Here is a 14,942-nt window from a genome sequence, read left to right as displayed (position 1 = left end):
AAGGTTAAAAAACTTATGAGCTTAAGAAGCGCCACTGTAATCCACTGTTTCACCGTCGCCATTTATGCTATATCTGTTTCCCTCAAAATCCACTAATCTTATTTCCTTGTCGACAATATCAAAAGAGAGTTCGCCATTGAGGTTAACGAAAATATCGGCGCCGCTATATTGCCATTTGATATCGCCATTAGCAGTTATGCGGCTTATATCTACTTCGCCATGCACAATAAAGTCGCCCTCAAATTCATATATGCCAAAGCAGGTGGCAAAATCCAGTTGTTTGCGCCACAATAATTTCAAATATGGCAAAGTGAGTGCGTACACCTCGTTGCCGTAACATACAAAAAGTATCTCATTTTTTATTGCGGAAGAGCTACCTGCAGGGCTTAATGCAATTGTACCTCCGCATAATATGACACTGCAAAAATCTGCATCGTGCTCCTTTATACTGATGACATATGCATCCGAATAATACGGATTGCTTGCATCACCATATACGTTTTTATACGGCGGTGCACTTGCCATATTTTGCTTTGTTATGCTTACTTCAAATTCACCGTATTGGGTTGTCATGCCCTAAGATACAAACTCGCTCCCAATAAAAAGCCCCGATAGCAGTGCTACCGGGGCTGAAATATCTTCGGACATTCCGAATAAAGGCTTACTTAGTTTTTTTCGGCTGAACTTTCTGTTGCTCGCGCATCATTTCTTCCAGTTTGGCACCGAAGCCTGATTTTTTCTTTTTGTCTTCAGGTTTCTTTTTGTTCTCTTGTATCTGGGCATGTATCTTCTTGTCATCAACCATGAATTTGATCAGGTATTGCTGCGCAAAAGTAAGCATGTTGGCCAGGAAGTAGTAATAGTTCAAACCAGATGGGTAGCTGTTCAGTGTTACCAGGAAGATGACCGGCGTAATGTAGCCGATATATTTCATCTGCCCGGTTGCACCCGAGATCTGGTTGTTGAAGTAAGTGTATATCAATGTAGAGATGGTCATCAATAAACACATCAAGCTGATGTGGCTTACGCCGAATATAGGGGCGAAAGTGATAACCGAATCGTAGGTGGATAAATCGTGCATCCACAGGAAGCTTTGGCCGCGAAGCTCGAACAAGCTTGGGAAAAAGCGGAAGAATGCGATTACAATTGGCATCTGTATCACCAAAGGCAAGCAACCGCCCAGCGGGTTTACGCCTGCTTTTTTGTAAAGCTTAAGGTATTCCTGCTGCAAAAGGGTGGGGTTATCTTCGCCAACTTTTGCCTTTATCTCATCCATCTCGGGCTTCAACACACGCATTTTGGCCATGCTGAGGTACGATTTATAGGTAAGCGGCGAAAGCACCAGCTTAAGGATAATTGTAAGCACCAATATGATGATACCGTAGTTCCAGTTGAATTTATTCAGGAAGTTGAAGATAGGCAACGTGGCAAACTGGTTGATGTATTTCAACGGGCCCCAGCCCAGGTTCACCAGTTTCTGCAGATCGTAACCCTGGTCTTTCAGGGTAGAAAAACGGTTTGGCCCGAAGTAGAATATCAGCGGAGTTGCGCCCAGGGCATCACGGCCAAGCGACAAATCTGCTTTCATTTGCTTCACATCAGTAGTATCGTTGATATCGGTAGCAACCGATACGTTCGTTTTGCTGATGCCGCCGGTAGCGATAAGCGCATTAGAGAAAAAGTGCTGCTTAAAGGCCACCCATTGCATTTTTTTATCAGTGATGGGTTTGGCATCATCCTTGGCCTCGCTCAGGTAATCTACTTCGTTATCAGTATTTTTATAATACACAGTAGAGTACTGGCGCTCCATTTTGATATCTTTTTCCTGTTTGTGCAGGCTCGCGGCCCAGCTAAGGTTAAGGGCACCTGCGTTGGCTATAACCTGATCGAGCCCTACTGGCTTAATGGTTAAGCCCAGTTTGTAGCCGCCACCGGTTAGGCTGTATATATAATCAATATACTGCGTAGGGCTGTAGCTTAAGCGCATGGTAAGCGAGGCTGAATCTTTACCCGCAACCTTCAACTCGGTTGCGCTTGGCGTAAAGTAAAGGTCGTTAGTGTTGATGGGTTTGCCCAGCGCGCTGAAGGTCAGTCCGAAGGTGTTTTTATCGCCACTGAACAATACCAACGGTTTTTTATCGAAGGTTTTGTATTTCTTCAGCTCGGCAGAGTAAACACGGCCACCTTTGGTTGAAAGCTTAAGCGAAAGCTCGTCGTTTTCTACGGTGATGAATTCTTCTTTGCCCAAGCTTGCCGCGCCAAATGGCGATTTAAGCACAGCAGAATCTACCACGGCAGGTTTCTTTGCGGTATCGGGTTTTGCGGTGGTGATTGCGGGTGCTGTTACACCGGCTTTTTTCAACGAATCGAGGTGTACCCGTTGTTGTTCTTTTTTGATGTCGGCATCCGAAGGCTTCATGAAGTATATCGAAGCCCCCATGATCACCATGATCAGGAATAATCCTGTAAACGTATTTCTATCCATTATCTAATATATCGTATGATTACCGCCGGCGGGTTTTGTTACAACCGTGTGCTAATCAACATACTGTTTTTAAGCGTTATTTCTTGCGGGCGTAAGCCAGCGAAGCGGCGACAAAGTTAATAAAAAGTGGATGCGGATTTGCAACAGTTGATTTTAATTCCGGGTGGAACTGCGCACCCACAAAAAACGGGTGGTTTTTAAGCTCAACTACCTCTACCAAACCGTTTTCGGGGTTAATGCCCGATGGCAGCAAACCGGCAGTTTCGTACTGTTTAATGTACTCGTTGTTGAATTCGTAACGGTGGCGGTGGCGTTCGGTAATATGATTTTTGCCGTAAATAAGCGCTGCCTTGCTGTTCTTTTTCAAGTCGCATGGGTAGGAGCCGAGGCGCATGGTGCCGCCTTTGTTGGTGATGTTTTTCTGGTCCTCCATCATGGCTATTACCGGGTAAGGCGTATCGGCGTTCATTTCGGTGCTGCTGGCGTTGGCCAGACCCAAAACATTGCGGCCAAACTCAACCACGGCGCACTGCATGCCCAAACATATACCGAAGAACGGGATATTATTCTGACGAACGTAGCGTATGGCCTCTATCTTACCTTCGAAACCGCGCTCGCCAAAGCCGGGTGCAACCAAAACGCCATGCAGGCCTTTCAGCTTATCTACGGCGTTCTCAACAGTCAGTTGTTCTGATGGGATATATTGCACTTTTACCTTGCATTCGTTTGATGCGCCTGCGTGTATAAAGGCTTCGATGATGGATTTATAGGCATCGGGCAGTTCTACGTACTTACCAACCAGGCCTATCTTCACTTCGGAAGTAGGGTTTTTCAAACGGCCCAAAAATGCTTTCCAATTGTCAAGGTTAGGCTCGTTTTTGTGGCTCAGCTTCAGTTTGGTCAACACGGTTTTATCCAGCTGCTCGCGCAGCATCAACAGGGGCACATCGTAAATGGTTGATGCATCCATCGATTCGATAACTGCATTGATGTTTACGTTGCAAAACAGGGCTATCTTTTTACGAATATCCATGTTAATAGGGTGCTCGGTACGGCAAACTAATATATCGGGCTGGATGCCGTACTCTAAAAGCATTTTTACCGAGTGTTGCGTAGGCTTGGTTTTGAGTTCGCCTGCTGCGGCCAGGAAAGGTATCAGCGTAAGGTGTATTACCAGTGCATTGCCGCTGCCTGCTTCCCATTTAAACTGGCGTACGGCCTCTACGAAGGGTAGTGATTCAATATCACCCACGGTGCCGCCAATCTCGGTTATCACGATGTCGTAATTGCCGGTTTCGCCCAGTATGCGCATGTTGCGCTTTATCTCGTCGGTAATGTGCGGTACCACCTGCACGGTTTTGCCCAGGAACGCACCTTCGCGCTCGCGGTTGATCACATTTTGATAAATGCGGCCGGTGGTAATGTTGTTGGCTTTAGAGGTAGGGGTGTTCAGGAAACGCTCGTAGTGGCCAAGGTCGAGGTCGGTTTCGGCACCGTCTTCGGTAACGTAGCATTCGCCATGCTCGTAGGGGTTAAGGGTTCCCGGGTCGATATTAATATACGGGTCGAACTTTTGGATGGTAACGCGGTAGCCGCGGGCCTGGAGGAGTTTAGCTAATGAGGCGGAAATGATGCCCTTGCCCAACGACGAGGTAACGCCACCCGTAACAAAAATGTATTTAGTCATGAGATTTTTTTGAAATCCCGGCAGCGGAATATGGTCGTTGCCGAATGTTTGTGTACGGGGTACAAAAGTAGGAAAATTTACGGGCTTTGGGGTATCAAAAATGCAAATGTGGAAAAGGTTTGGGGGAGATGTTGTAATGTTGGAAAGTTAGAAGGTTGGAATGTCGTAAACTGAAGCGGGGTTCTTTGCAGATTGCCAGATATGAGCGGTAATAATGATCCTGGCTTATGCTATTTAAATGGAAAAGCCTTGCTGATGGCAACATCAACAAGGCTTTTTGATCTTCAGTATAGAAGCAAATTACTTACCTGCCATATCCGCGTTATATTCACTCACGTATTTTTGCAGCGCGGTGTAATTGTAAGTATCTTCTGCGTTGAATTTTTCTGCAAGCGGCGCATCATCGGCAATCACTGCCATGAAAATCTTTTTGCGTTTAAGCCTTAAGGCATTGTGCTGTTTCGCTACGGGTTGTAATGAAATAACGGGGGAATTGTCTTTACTAATGTATAAAGTGGTCACAGGCGAGCCGCCAATGCCAATGTTACCCCCTATTATTGGTTTGCCGCTTGTGTTGTTAGCAGCATCTTCGTAAACGGTGAGTTTTCCTTTTTGCCTCAAGGCCAGGTATTCGGGTTGGGTTGCACCTGGTTTAAGCACCGCAACGTAGTGGGTTTCGCCATCAAAATACTCCTTTATGTTATCGGCTTTTATTTTGCTGAATTCGGTTGCGTTTACCGGTCGGTATTTCATATCGGTAAAAAGCCCGCCTTTAATTTCGCATTTAACGGTGTCGTTAGCATTGGTGATAACATAGCCATTGCCTGCATTGCCTTGTGCAAAACCTGATGAATAAAAAGCGCCGCACATACATGCTGTAAGTACAATTTTGTGAATTTTCATAAAAAGGTGTTTAGATGAATAATTTAGCACATTTCACTGTAGGGGAGCGGCAAGTGCTTTGTTAGACAACCCAATATAGCAAAGGTTTAATACTCTATTTTATTTTTTGGTGAATTCCTTAGAAATAATTTCATTTTAAATTCTGCGGATTTTTTTGTATATTAAGGATAAAAGGCTTAAGTACCGTCGCTTAGGCTTTAAAAACAAATTTTTAATATGTAAAAAACACAAGTAAAATGAAATCAGAGAAAATTTTAGTGGTCGATATTGAGGCCACTTGCTGGGAGGGCAGGAACCCGCCCGGCCAGGAGAGCGACATTATTGAAGTAGGCGTTTGCCTGCTGGATGTCGACACCGGCGAAATCAGCGCCAACCGGGGCATTTTGGTCATACCAGAACGCTCGCAGATAAGTAAATTCTGCACACAATTAACTTCCATTACGCCGGGTTTGATTGAGGAAGGGATTTATTTCGACGATGCCTGCGATATTCTGGAGCGCGAGTACGATTCTCAAAATCGCGTTTGGGCAAGCTATGGCGACTACGACCGCAACCAGTTTCAGCGCCAATGCAGCGAAATGCGGGTAGCTTATCCGTTCGGCCCCTCGCACATCAACGTGAAAACCATGTTTGCACAAAAGCGCAGGATGAACCGCAGTGTAGGTATGGCAAGCGCCCTGGAATTGCTGAATTTGCCGCTGGAAGGTACCCACCACCGCGGTGTAGACGATGCGAAGAATATCGCTAAGATATTGCGCTGGGTACTCAACAACTAACGCAACAGCTTACCGCCCGGTAAGCGCGTTAAAAATTAAACCGGATGTTTACTGTTCTATCCAACCGGTTTTCCCATCACTTTTTAGCAACCAGGAATTGGTAAGTAGCCACTAAGCTTACGGGTTTCTTCAATGGCGTAAAACCAGCGCAAAGTTTTATTTCAAACAGGTGTAACAAATCTAATTAGACGGTTGTCATATGTCTATAGTACTATGCATTGCATGGTATTATGCGAATCGATAATTTTTACCTCGATAGAGACGGCTCGTATTTTTCACTGTAAACATCTAACGCAATAACTATGAAACTAAAACTTTTAATCATCATCATCTTTTCTGCTGCCATCATTCCGTGCTTTGCACAAACGGCGCCGGCATTATTCTCTTTAAAGGGGGTGACTATGGACTCGGCAACAAACAAACCCTTAAACTATGTAACCGTTAACCTGCGTAACCAAGCAAAGCAGCTTTTGCGCACAGCGGCAACAAAAACAGACGGTGCATTCCACTTTGAGAAGCTACCCGCGGGGAAATACCTGATATCGATAGTGAGTGTTGGGTATAATTCGAAAACGATTCCTATCGATCTTACGGACAATGCAAACCCTGCGCGAGACCTGGGAAGTATCGTGCTCAGCGAGCAGACAACTCAGCTTAAAGCCGTCGCCATTACAGCGGATAAGCCAATTGTAAGACAGGAAGTGGACAAACTTACCTATGATCTTAAGTCGGATCCCGACAGCAAGAGCAGCAACGTGCTGGATATGATGCGGAAAGTGCCGCTGTTATCTGTAGACGCAGAAGATAATATCCTTTTAAAGGGACAAACCGGTTTTAAGATACTGGTCAACGGGAAGCCCTCCAGCATGATGGAGCGGGATCCCAAGAATATCCTGAAAAGCATGCCCGCCTCCACCATCCAGAGTATCGAGGTAATTACCAATCCTTCGTCGAAATACGATGCAGAAGGCATAGGCGGCATCATCAATATCGTAACCAATAAAAGAATCGACAACGGATACAACGGATCCATAAATGTGAGCCACGTATTCCCGGTAGGTGGCCCAAGGGCAGGCGGGTCATTTTCTTCTAAGCAGGGCAAGTTCGAGCTGTCGGCATTTTTCGGTGCCAATATTGCAAACTCGCCTGAGGTAACCAATTCAATCCGTAGGCTGACTACCGGTAGCAGCCCGACCAACCTGAGCCAGAATAACTCTGCCGAATGGGATGGCAAAAACGGCTATGCGGAAGTAGGGCTCAGTTATGAAATAGATAGCCTCAACCTAATTTCGGGGCAATTTAACCTGAACGGCAATAACCAGGATGGCACCAACCTGCAAAATTCTATCCTGAATGGGGCAGGAGGCGTTATCCAGCAGTATGATTTGTTTAATGATAACCAGGCCGGTGGCAGGGGAATAAACGTTGCTTTAAATTATCAATTGGGTTTTAAAAGCAGCAAGCAAAGGCTGCTCACTTTTTCCTATCAGTATTTTACGTTCAATAATACGCAAAATGCCGACTTAACAGCGTCGAACCGGGTGAACTACACTACGCCCGATTATCGCCAGCATAACGAAGGGGAATCTTCGGAACAAACATTTCAGATCGATTATGTGCACCCCATAAAAAAGCTGAATATAGAAGGGGGCGTTAAGGCCATTATCAGGGATAATAACAGCGATTTTCAATACCAGTCGTTTAATTCGGCGAATGGTGGTTTTGAAACCGACCCGGCACGGAGCAATAAATTCGACAACAACCAAAAGGTATTAGGTGCATATAACAGCTATACCTATACCTTAAAAACCTGGGCCTTTAAGGCAGGGGCACGAATTGAGGAGACGATTATCGATGCCGATTTCATTTCAACCTCGTCGCAGTTAAGCAAACATTTCTTCAATATCGTCCCTTCTGTCAGCATCAATAAGAAATTTAAGAACATGAGCGCCCTTAACCTGGGGTTTTCTCAACGGATACAACGCCCGGGTATTTATCAGCTCAACCCCTTTGTCGACCGCTCGAACCCAAATTTCGAATCATCGGGCAATCCCAACCTCAGGCCCGCGGTATCAAATAATTTGCAGTTAGGCTATAGCGTATCTAAAAAAGCTTCTTTGAACCTGATGCTTGGCTATAATTATTTTAACGACCTTATTATGCCCGTAGTGGTTTTTAACCCTGCTACTAACATTACCCGCAGTAGTTTCGATAATACCGGGAAGGCCCGGCTGTTTACCTTCAACGCCAATATCAGTTACCCAATCACCAAAAAATGGAGCACGTCTTTTAACGGCAGGATAGCGCACGGGCGGGTGCAGGGCACAGTAAACGGCGTACTGGTAAAGAACCAGGGCTTTATGTACGGCGCATCGGTAAACAGCGGCTATAATTTCGAAAAGGGCTGGCGCGTTAGCGTAAACGCTTTTTTAAACGGCCCCAATTTGTCGATACAGGGTACCTCGAACCCATACGCCAGTACCTCTATCAGTGTTAATAAAGACATCGTAAAGAGTAAACTTTCGTTTGCTGTATCGGCAAATAACCCTTTCACCAAATACAGGAATAACATTAAAGATTCCTTCGGCCCCGATTTTACCCAGACCAATATTAACCGCAATTATTTCAGGGGTGTTACCGCCAGCTTAAACTACCGTTTCGGTAAACTTAAAGAGAGTATGAAGAAAAACAAAAGAGGCATTAGTAATGATGATGTGCAAGGAGCTTCTTCTGGAAATTAAATCCGGAGGAGGCGTTGTGGGGATGTTGAAAAGGTTGGAAAAAGGCAAAAAAGTTTAGGAGGTGCTATCTCCAATAAATTATTTTCAGGGTGCTTAAACCTTCGGTTTTGCAAAGGGTCATAAAGCAAAATCCTAATACACCTTTAATCAGCTATCACATGAAATTCATTTTGACGGGTTTATTCCTTTTTGACGCGCTTTCGCTAAGTGCGCAGCACAGCGGCAATATTGTTTATGGTGCACAATCGTACACCAGGATAAAACAGGATAATCAAAAACTTTACCTTACCGATTCTACCTTCGTCGTAGAGGCCAATGTTTTGATGAATGTGATTGCCGATAGTTATGTGGTTACCTTCGGCGTGGCAGATTCTGCCGCCACCGTTGCCGATGCAAACAGCCGGATAAATAAACGTATTGCCGGGTTTAAAAGCGCCTTGCCTAAATTCGATATTAAGCCGGATGACGTATTCGTTGATATGGTTACCCAGAACAAGTACTACGATTATAAGATAAAAGGCAACCTGGTTGAGCAGTATTTAAAGGGCTTCGAGATAAAAAAGAACGTAATCATCAAAATGAGCAGCGTAAAAGAGCTGGACGAATTATTGGTAGCAGCCGCCAGTTTCGGAATATACGACCTGGTGAAGGTGGATTACGTGATAAACAACCTCGATACCATCAGCGATCAGCTGTTCAAACTCGCCACGGGCATCATCAAAAAAAAGAAGGACTTATATGTGGAGGCTACCGGCATGCAACTGAAGCCTGCAGCCCAAATTTACGACGAAGCACTGCACAGTTATTACCCATCCGAGCTTTACAAAACTTATACAGCCTCTAACAGCAGCGTGGTAGAATTTGATGGCCCGCGCGTAAGGAAAGACCTGAAAACTGCCACTACTTATTATTACGACACCATCAGTTACTCCGGGTTGGATAAGGTTATTAACCCGGCAGTTACCGAGCCGGCTGTAGAGTTTGTGTTCTCGTTACAGATAAAATATAAAATTGCCAATTATAAATAACGAGCCGAAATGTGTTAAGATACGGGATAACGAGGAAATTTACTCCGGGGTTGTTGGTGACAACAACGGCGGGAAGTGGCAGAAAGTTCCGTCGCTACGGTATAATCTTTTAAAAAATTCCGCTGCTTCAGTAGTGAACAGGTGTCTACTTGGTTTTGTCCAGCACAGTAATCACGCCTTTTTTTATTTCCACATAGAAAATTGCAACGCCCTCTACGGCAACATTAGCGGCATCGGTTGCGGGTTTCCATGCTGGCACTAATGGAATCATGAATCTCATTTTTTGCACAAAATCGTTGTTGTCAACATCGTCAAGAGATACTTGTCGCGTTATGAGTGGTCTTATTAATAAGCCCTCTGCCGACACTGTGCTTGTGTACGAAAGCTGTATAGAATATTTTTCCGTTGGTAAAATCCTGCTGATCCTAACCTTTAGTGAATCTGCGAAGGCAGCGGTCATTACCGGCGGCGTCTGTGCAAACAAAGCACACGACATAAAAAGGAATAGTATCAGGCTCGAGATTTTTTTCATTTATAGTGGGTAAGAAATACTAAAACAGCCCGTTTATCTCCCGCTCTATCTTCTCTACAATGGTGGCCATATCTTCGGTATTGTTGGCAAAATCGAGGTTGTCTTTATCCAATACCAGCAGTTTACCCAGCTTGTAGCCTTTTATCCATTTATCGTACTTCTCGTTCAGTTTAGAGAGGTAATCTATCCTTATGCCTATTTCGTATTCGCGGCCGCGGCGTTGAATATTGTTTACCAGGGTAGGTACCGACGCTTTAAGGTACACCAGCAAATCGGGTGGTTTGATAAACTCGGTGATGTTATCAAACATGCTCTCGTAGTTCTGGTAATCGCGTGTGGTCATCAGCCCCATATCGTGCAGGTTCTCGGCGAAGATGTAGGCATCTTCGTAAATGGTGCGGTCCTGGATAATGTTGCGGCCGCTGCTCTGTATCTCGCGTATCTGGCGGTATCGGCTGTTGAGGAAGTATATCTGCAGGTTAAAGCTCCAGCGTTTCATTTCGCTGTAAAAATCTTCCAGGTAGGGGTTGTTGTCAACCGCTTCGTAAAGGGGCTCCCAGCCGTAATTTTTCGCCAGCATTTCTGTAAGGGTAGTTTTACCCGCGCCAATATTTCCTACAATAGCTATGTGCATGAGATGGTGTTGTGATTATTTGTTGATAGTTAATAGTTTATAGTTCATGGTAGGAGGCATAGCCCAACCAGCACTAGCTACCTCGCTAATATACACTATGAACCATGAACCATCAAACGATGTTTTGAATTTGGTGTAAGAAATGGCTGTAGCTGCTATGAACTATGAACCATCAGCCATCAACTAACTTAAAACTTCCTGAAACCGATAATTTCCCTAACCTCCCTGATAGTTTTAGAGGCGCTTTCACGGGCTTTTTCTTCGCCCATTTTGGCTACCTTCCTCAGGTATGCGGCATCGTTGGCTATATCGTTTATTTTTTCGCGGATGGGCGCGGTGGCCATGATCATGTCTTCGGCAAGCTGTTTCTTTAGGTCGCCGTAGCGGATAGCCATGGTATTGTACAGGTTATCGAAGTGTGCCAGCGTATCAGGGGTAGAAACTACTTTCAGCAAATCGAACAGGTTTTGTATTTCCAGTGGTTTCTCCTGGTTTTCTACAGTGGGGCCGCCATCGGTAACGGCGCGCATCACCTTTTTGCGGATAGCTTCAGGCGTGTCTGATAAAAAAACGGCGTTGCCTTCGCTTTCGCTTTTGCCCATTTTGCCTTTACCGTCCAACCCGGGTATCTTCACCAAACTCTCGCCGAAGCTAAAAGCATAAGGCTCGGGGAAGTAATCGTTGTTGTAGAGACGGTTAAAACGGTTGCCAAAGGTGCGGGCCATCTCCAGGTGTTGTTCCTGGTCTTTACCTACAGGCACTTTGGTTGCCTTGTGTATAATGATATCGGCAGCCATTAAAACGGGGTAAGTTAAAAGGCCGGCGTTCACGTTATCGGGGTTGGCGCGTACCTTATCTTTAAATGAGGTAGAGCGTTCCAACTCGCCGGTGTAGGCGTTCATGTTGAGATACAGATATAATTCCGTAACTTCCGGCACATCGCTTTGTACGTAAATGGTTGATTTTTCAGGGTCAATACCCGATGCCAGATACTCTACCAAAACCTGCTTTACGTTGCCGTGCAGGTTAGCAGGGGTAGGGTGGGTGGTTAAGGAATGCAGGTCGGCAATAAAAAAATAGCAGTTATATTCATCCTGCATTTTAACGAAGTTTTGTACAGCCCCGTAATAATTGCCCAAATGCAGGTTCCCGGTAGATCTTATGCCACTAACAACAGTTTCCATATAGGGGGCGAAAGTAAGTATTTTTTATATTTTTGAGGGCGATGAAAATGATATTGAAGAAAGTGCACGTGTACCTTTACGCTTTTAGCGTGGCGTTTTCGTACCTGATACTGTTCCCCTTCTTCTATTACTTTTCGCGCAAAACATCCCGCTATAAGTACATGAATGCGCTGCGGAGGTTTTGGGGCTTCATCAGTTCGTTGTTAGTAGGCATACTGTATAGCTTTGATGTTGAACAACCTATCGACTGGAGCCGAACCTACATTATTTGCCCCAACCACACGAGCAACCTGGATATCACCGCCATGAGCATCTTCGTAAAAACCAACGATTGCTGCTTTATGGGCAAGCAGGAACTGGCGGATTTCTTCGTGACGAGCCTCTTCTTCCGAACGGTAGACGTGCCGGTTGACCGTCAAAGCAAAATCGCATCCTTCCGCGCGTTTAAAAAGGTAATGGAACGTTTACAAAGCGGCGTTACCACCATCATCTTCCCCGAAGCCACCATACCCGACCATTACCCTCCCCAACTGAAAGATTTTAAGAACGGACCTTTCCGCATGGCCATAGAGCTTAAAATTCCTATAATACCCGTAACATCCTTAAATACCTGGGAAATTTTATGGGACGACGGGCTTAAATACGGCTCGAGGCCAGGGATATGTAATATATTTGTACATAAGCCGATAGAAACGGCGCACTTAACTATTGACGATGCTGATGCCCTGCGCGACCAGGTGCACGCCATCATCAGCCAAAAATTAGCACAGCATGACCATAGACGAACAAACAGTTGATAAGATAGCCCACCTTGCCCGCCTGGAACTTGCCGCCGGCGAAAAAGCCGAAATGATTGCCGATATGAACAAGATACTCGGCTTTATGGATAAGCTTAACGAGGTAGATACCACCGGCGTTGAGCCATTGGTGTACATGACCGATGAGCCCAACATCTTGCGCGAAGACGTAGTAAAGCAGGTAATAACTACCGCCGAAGCATTGAAAAATGCTCCCGGTCATGATAATAGCCACTTTTTGGTAGCGAAGGTGATTAAGTAGACGCAAGATTAATAGAGTCAAGAAACAAGAGTCAAGAAACAAGAGTCAAGAAACAAGAGTCAAGAAACAAGAAGTTAAACATCTTAAAGTGCTGTTACTCTTATCTCTTGTTTCTTGACTCTTGATTCTATTATCTTTTCAAAATCCTCTGTAACATTTCACCCTGCCTTATTGTCAAAGAAAGAAAAACGGATGATACCACTAGCTAAAGCCAAGGAAGAGCCACTGATTATTTTAAAGGATATTGGGCGTAAATACGTTATCGGCGCGGAGATTATACACGCTATCAAGTCGGTTACGCTTAATATAAATAAAGGCGAATTCGTTGCGCTAATGGGGCCATCAGGTTCGGGTAAATCTACGCTGATGAACATCCTGGGCTGTTTAGACACCCCAACCAAGGGTGAATACAGCCTTAATGGTATCAACGTAAGCCACATGACCGATAACGAACTGGCCGAAGTGCGTAACACCGAAATCGGTTTCGTTTTCCAAACTTTTAACCTTTTGCCGCGTAACAGCGCTTTAGATAATGTTGCCTTGCCGCTGGTTTATGCCGGCATCAGCAAAGAGAAACGCCGCGACCGTGCCAAAGCAGCACTGGAAAACGTGGGCCTTGGCAACCGTACCGACCACCGCCCCAACGAGCTATCGGGCGGGCAGCGCCAACGCGTAGCCGTGGCCCGTGCCTTGATCAACAATCCATCCATCATACTGGCCGATGAGCCTACGGGTAACCTGGATACCAAAACTTCCATCGAAATTATGGGGCTGATAGAGGATATCCATTCAAAAGGCAATACCATTATTTTGGTAACGCACGAGGAGGATATCGCCTTGCATGCCCACCGCATTGTACGTATGCGCGATGGTTTGGTAGAGAACGATTACCAAAACACCAACATCCAAACCGTGCGCCAGCACAGCGCTGCTGCCGGGATTGATTTGGGTAAGTAGTTCATTCAAATTATTTTCTTCACCCTCTTTGCGAAGCAGAGAGGGTCGAACAGCGTAACACATTCGGGGTGAGTCAACTCGTGTGCATGCAAATAAATGTCCTTCAATGTGGAAAATCTAAAAACGGGCCGCTTTTACGGGCAAACCAACTGTACCATCCACCTGGATTTTGCTACCATTACGGATACGGAATACACCCACGATAGGGTAGACTGGCACTACCACGATAACGCCTACTTTACCTTTATTTTAGATGGCAAAGTTATCGAGGGCAATAAGAAAGAAGTGTATAACTGCACCGCCGGCAGCCTGCTGTTCCACAACTGGCAGGATGCGCACTACAACATCAAACCTAAAGGCTTTACGCGCGGCTTCCACATCGAACTGAACCAAAGCTGGTTTGATAACTTCAAACTTTACCGCGATAATTTACAAGGCAGCTTTGCGGTGGCTAACCCCGATATTAAATTCCTGTTCTACAAGATATTCCGGGAGACCAAAGTACATGATGGCCTCACCGCGCTTTCTACCGAAGCCCTGCTGCTGCAGGCATTGGCCCGCATGCAGGGCGATACCCAATCTGCCGCCAAACAAACACCGTTTTGGGTAGGCAGGCTAAGGGAAATCCTGAACGACAACGTTGCCGCTAAATTTACCCTTGCCGAGGTATCTGCAACATTGAACATCCACCCGGTGCACTTATCACGCGATTTCTCTAAGTACTTCCACTGTAACCTTGGCGAATATATCCGCAAGCTGCGCATCGAAAAAGCTTTCAGCTTGCTGCCGGACATGAATTTGTCCCTAACGGATATTGCCCTCAGTTGCGGCTTTGCCGATCAGAGCCATTTCCTGCGTAGTTTTAAAAGTTTTAACCAGGCAAACCCAACCACATATCGTAAACTTTTAATGCGGGCATGTTAATCCTGTTCTATTTTGGGCCGTTAAATTAACGC

14 protein-coding genes are annotated in these 14,942 nt (G+C 45.5%); 7 read left to right on the top strand and 7 right to left on the bottom strand.

The window, feature by feature from the left end:
- Positions 1 to 21: 21 nt before the first annotated feature.
- From AC1DXC_RS11335 to AC1DXC_RS11320, 4 genes are all read right to left on the bottom strand, one after another.
- Entirely contained in the window at positions 22 to 573 is a 552-nt protein-coding gene (locus tag AC1DXC_RS11335; RefSeq protein ID WP_477459266.1) for a hypothetical protein, read from the bottom strand.
- 88 nt (positions 574 to 661) lie between these two features.
- Positions 662 to 2,485, bottom strand: coding sequence for a membrane protein insertase YidC (gene yidC / locus AC1DXC_RS11330; protein WP_477459265.1), 1,824 nt, complete (start codon positions 2,483 to 2,485; stop codon positions 662 to 664).
- Positions 2,486 to 2,561: 76 nt separating this feature from the next.
- Complete coding sequence (locus tag AC1DXC_RS11325; RefSeq protein WP_477459264.1) at positions 2,562 to 4,172, bottom strand: CTP synthase; 1,611 nt, start codon at positions 4,170 to 4,172, stop codon at positions 2,562 to 2,564.
- 300 nt (positions 4,173 to 4,472) lie between these two features.
- A complete protein-coding gene (locus tag AC1DXC_RS11320) occupies positions 4,473 to 5,075 on the bottom strand; it encodes a hypothetical protein (RefSeq protein ID WP_477459263.1) in 603 nt (200 codons plus the stop codon).
- 236 nt (positions 5,076 to 5,311) lie between these two features.
- Here AC1DXC_RS11320 and AC1DXC_RS11315 point away from each other — a divergent pair, with 236 nt between their 5' ends.
- The 3 genes from AC1DXC_RS11315 (at position 5,312) to AC1DXC_RS11305 (ending at position 9,620) form a co-directional block, all read left to right on the top strand.
- Entirely contained in the window at positions 5,312 to 5,851 is a 540-nt protein-coding gene (locus tag AC1DXC_RS11315) for a 3'-5' exonuclease (protein ID WP_477459262.1), read from the top strand.
- 302 nt (positions 5,852 to 6,153) lie between these two features.
- Positions 6,154 to 8,592, top strand: coding sequence for a TonB-dependent receptor domain-containing protein (locus AC1DXC_RS11310; protein WP_477459261.1), 2,439 nt, complete (start codon positions 6,154 to 6,156; stop codon positions 8,590 to 8,592).
- A gap of 158 nt (positions 8,593 to 8,750) precedes the next feature.
- A complete protein-coding gene (locus AC1DXC_RS11305) occupies positions 8,751 to 9,620 on the top strand; it encodes an SIMPL domain-containing protein (RefSeq protein ID WP_477459260.1) in 870 nt (289 codons plus the stop codon).
- A gap of 145 nt (positions 9,621 to 9,765) precedes the next feature.
- Here the strand turns inward: AC1DXC_RS11305 and AC1DXC_RS11300 are convergent, their stop codons facing one another.
- From AC1DXC_RS11300 to trpS, 3 genes are all read right to left on the bottom strand, one after another.
- Complete coding sequence (locus tag AC1DXC_RS11300) at positions 9,766 to 10,152, bottom strand: hypothetical protein (protein WP_477459259.1); 387 nt, start codon at positions 10,150 to 10,152, stop codon at positions 9,766 to 9,768.
- A gap of 19 nt (positions 10,153 to 10,171) precedes the next feature.
- Positions 10,172 to 10,786 carry a deoxynucleoside kinase gene (locus tag AC1DXC_RS11295; protein WP_133232732.1) on the bottom strand — a complete coding sequence of 205 codons (615 nt, stop codon included), beginning with the start codon at positions 10,784 to 10,786 and terminating at the stop codon, positions 10,172 to 10,174.
- Between the two features lie 188 nt (positions 10,787 to 10,974).
- Positions 10,975 to 11,970 carry a tryptophan--tRNA ligase gene (gene trpS, locus AC1DXC_RS11290; RefSeq protein ID WP_477459258.1) on the bottom strand — a complete coding sequence of 332 codons (996 nt, stop codon included), beginning with the start codon at positions 11,968 to 11,970 and terminating at the stop codon, positions 10,975 to 10,977.
- A 41-nt stretch (positions 11,971 to 12,011) separates the two neighbouring features.
- Between trpS and AC1DXC_RS11285 the strand changes: the two genes are divergently transcribed.
- From AC1DXC_RS11285 to AC1DXC_RS11270, 4 genes are all read left to right on the top strand, one after another.
- Positions 12,012 to 12,767 carry a lysophospholipid acyltransferase family protein gene (locus AC1DXC_RS11285; RefSeq protein ID WP_477459257.1) on the top strand — a complete coding sequence of 252 codons (756 nt, stop codon included), beginning with the start codon at positions 12,012 to 12,014 and terminating at the stop codon, positions 12,765 to 12,767.
- Positions 12,742 to 13,029, top strand: a complete 288-nt coding sequence (gatC, locus tag AC1DXC_RS11280) for an Asp-tRNA(Asn)/Glu-tRNA(Gln) amidotransferase subunit GatC (protein ID WP_477459256.1) — start codon at positions 12,742 to 12,744, stop codon at positions 13,027 to 13,029. The genes AC1DXC_RS11285 and gatC overlap by 26 nt, the downstream gene beginning before the upstream one ends.
- A 192-nt stretch (positions 13,030 to 13,221) precedes the next feature.
- Positions 13,222 to 13,986, top strand: a complete 765-nt coding sequence (locus AC1DXC_RS11275; RefSeq protein ID WP_477459426.1) for an ABC transporter ATP-binding protein — start codon at positions 13,222 to 13,224, stop codon at positions 13,984 to 13,986.
- A 108-nt stretch (positions 13,987 to 14,094) separates the two neighbouring features.
- Positions 14,095 to 14,910, top strand: a complete 816-nt coding sequence (locus tag AC1DXC_RS11270) for a helix-turn-helix domain-containing protein (protein WP_477459255.1) — start codon at positions 14,095 to 14,097, stop codon at positions 14,908 to 14,910.
- Positions 14,911 to 14,942 lie beyond the last annotated feature (32 nt).

The sequence above is a fragment of the Mucilaginibacter sp. P2_D11 genome, from assembly GCF_056404435.1.
Note: the sequence above shows the minus strand (reverse complement) of the source record. Positions and strands in the feature narration are given on the sequence as shown.

Bases quoted from the DNA above. Each gene is read 5' to 3' on its own strand.
- AC1DXC_RS11335 (WP_477459266.1), bottom strand. From the start codon at position 573: ATGACAACCCAATACGGTGAATTTGAAGTAAGCATAACAAAGCAAAAT.
- yidC (WP_477459265.1), bottom strand. From the start codon at position 2,485: ATGGATAGAAATACGTTTACAGGATTATTCCTGATCATGGTGATCATG.
- AC1DXC_RS11325 (WP_477459264.1), bottom strand. From the start codon at position 4,172: ATGACTAAATACATTTTTGTTACGGGTGGCGTTACCTCGTCGTTGGGC.
- AC1DXC_RS11320 (WP_477459263.1), bottom strand. From the start codon at position 5,075: ATGAAAATTCACAAAATTGTACTTACAGCATGTATGTGCGGCGCTTTT.
- AC1DXC_RS11315 (WP_477459262.1), top strand. From the start codon at position 5,312: ATGAAATCAGAGAAAATTTTAGTGGTCGATATTGAGGCCACTTGCTGG.
- AC1DXC_RS11310 (WP_477459261.1), top strand. From the start codon at position 6,154: ATGAAACTAAAACTTTTAATCATCATCATCTTTTCTGCTGCCATCATT.
- AC1DXC_RS11305 (WP_477459260.1), top strand. From the start codon at position 8,751: ATGAAATTCATTTTGACGGGTTTATTCCTTTTTGACGCGCTTTCGCTA.
- AC1DXC_RS11300 (WP_477459259.1), bottom strand. From the start codon at position 10,152: ATGAAAAAAATCTCGAGCCTGATACTATTCCTTTTTATGTCGTGTGCT.
- AC1DXC_RS11295 (WP_133232732.1), bottom strand. From the start codon at position 10,786: ATGCACATAGCTATTGTAGGAAATATTGGCGCGGGTAAAACTACCCTT.
- trpS (WP_477459258.1), bottom strand. From the start codon at position 11,970: ATGGAAACTGTTGTTAGTGGCATAAGATCTACCGGGAACCTGCATTTG.
- AC1DXC_RS11285 (WP_477459257.1), top strand. From the start codon at position 12,012: ATGAAAATGATATTGAAGAAAGTGCACGTGTACCTTTACGCTTTTAGC.
- gatC (WP_477459256.1), top strand. From the start codon at position 12,742: ATGACCATAGACGAACAAACAGTTGATAAGATAGCCCACCTTGCCCGC.
- AC1DXC_RS11275 (WP_477459426.1), top strand. From the start codon at position 13,222: ATGATACCACTAGCTAAAGCCAAGGAAGAGCCACTGATTATTTTAAAG.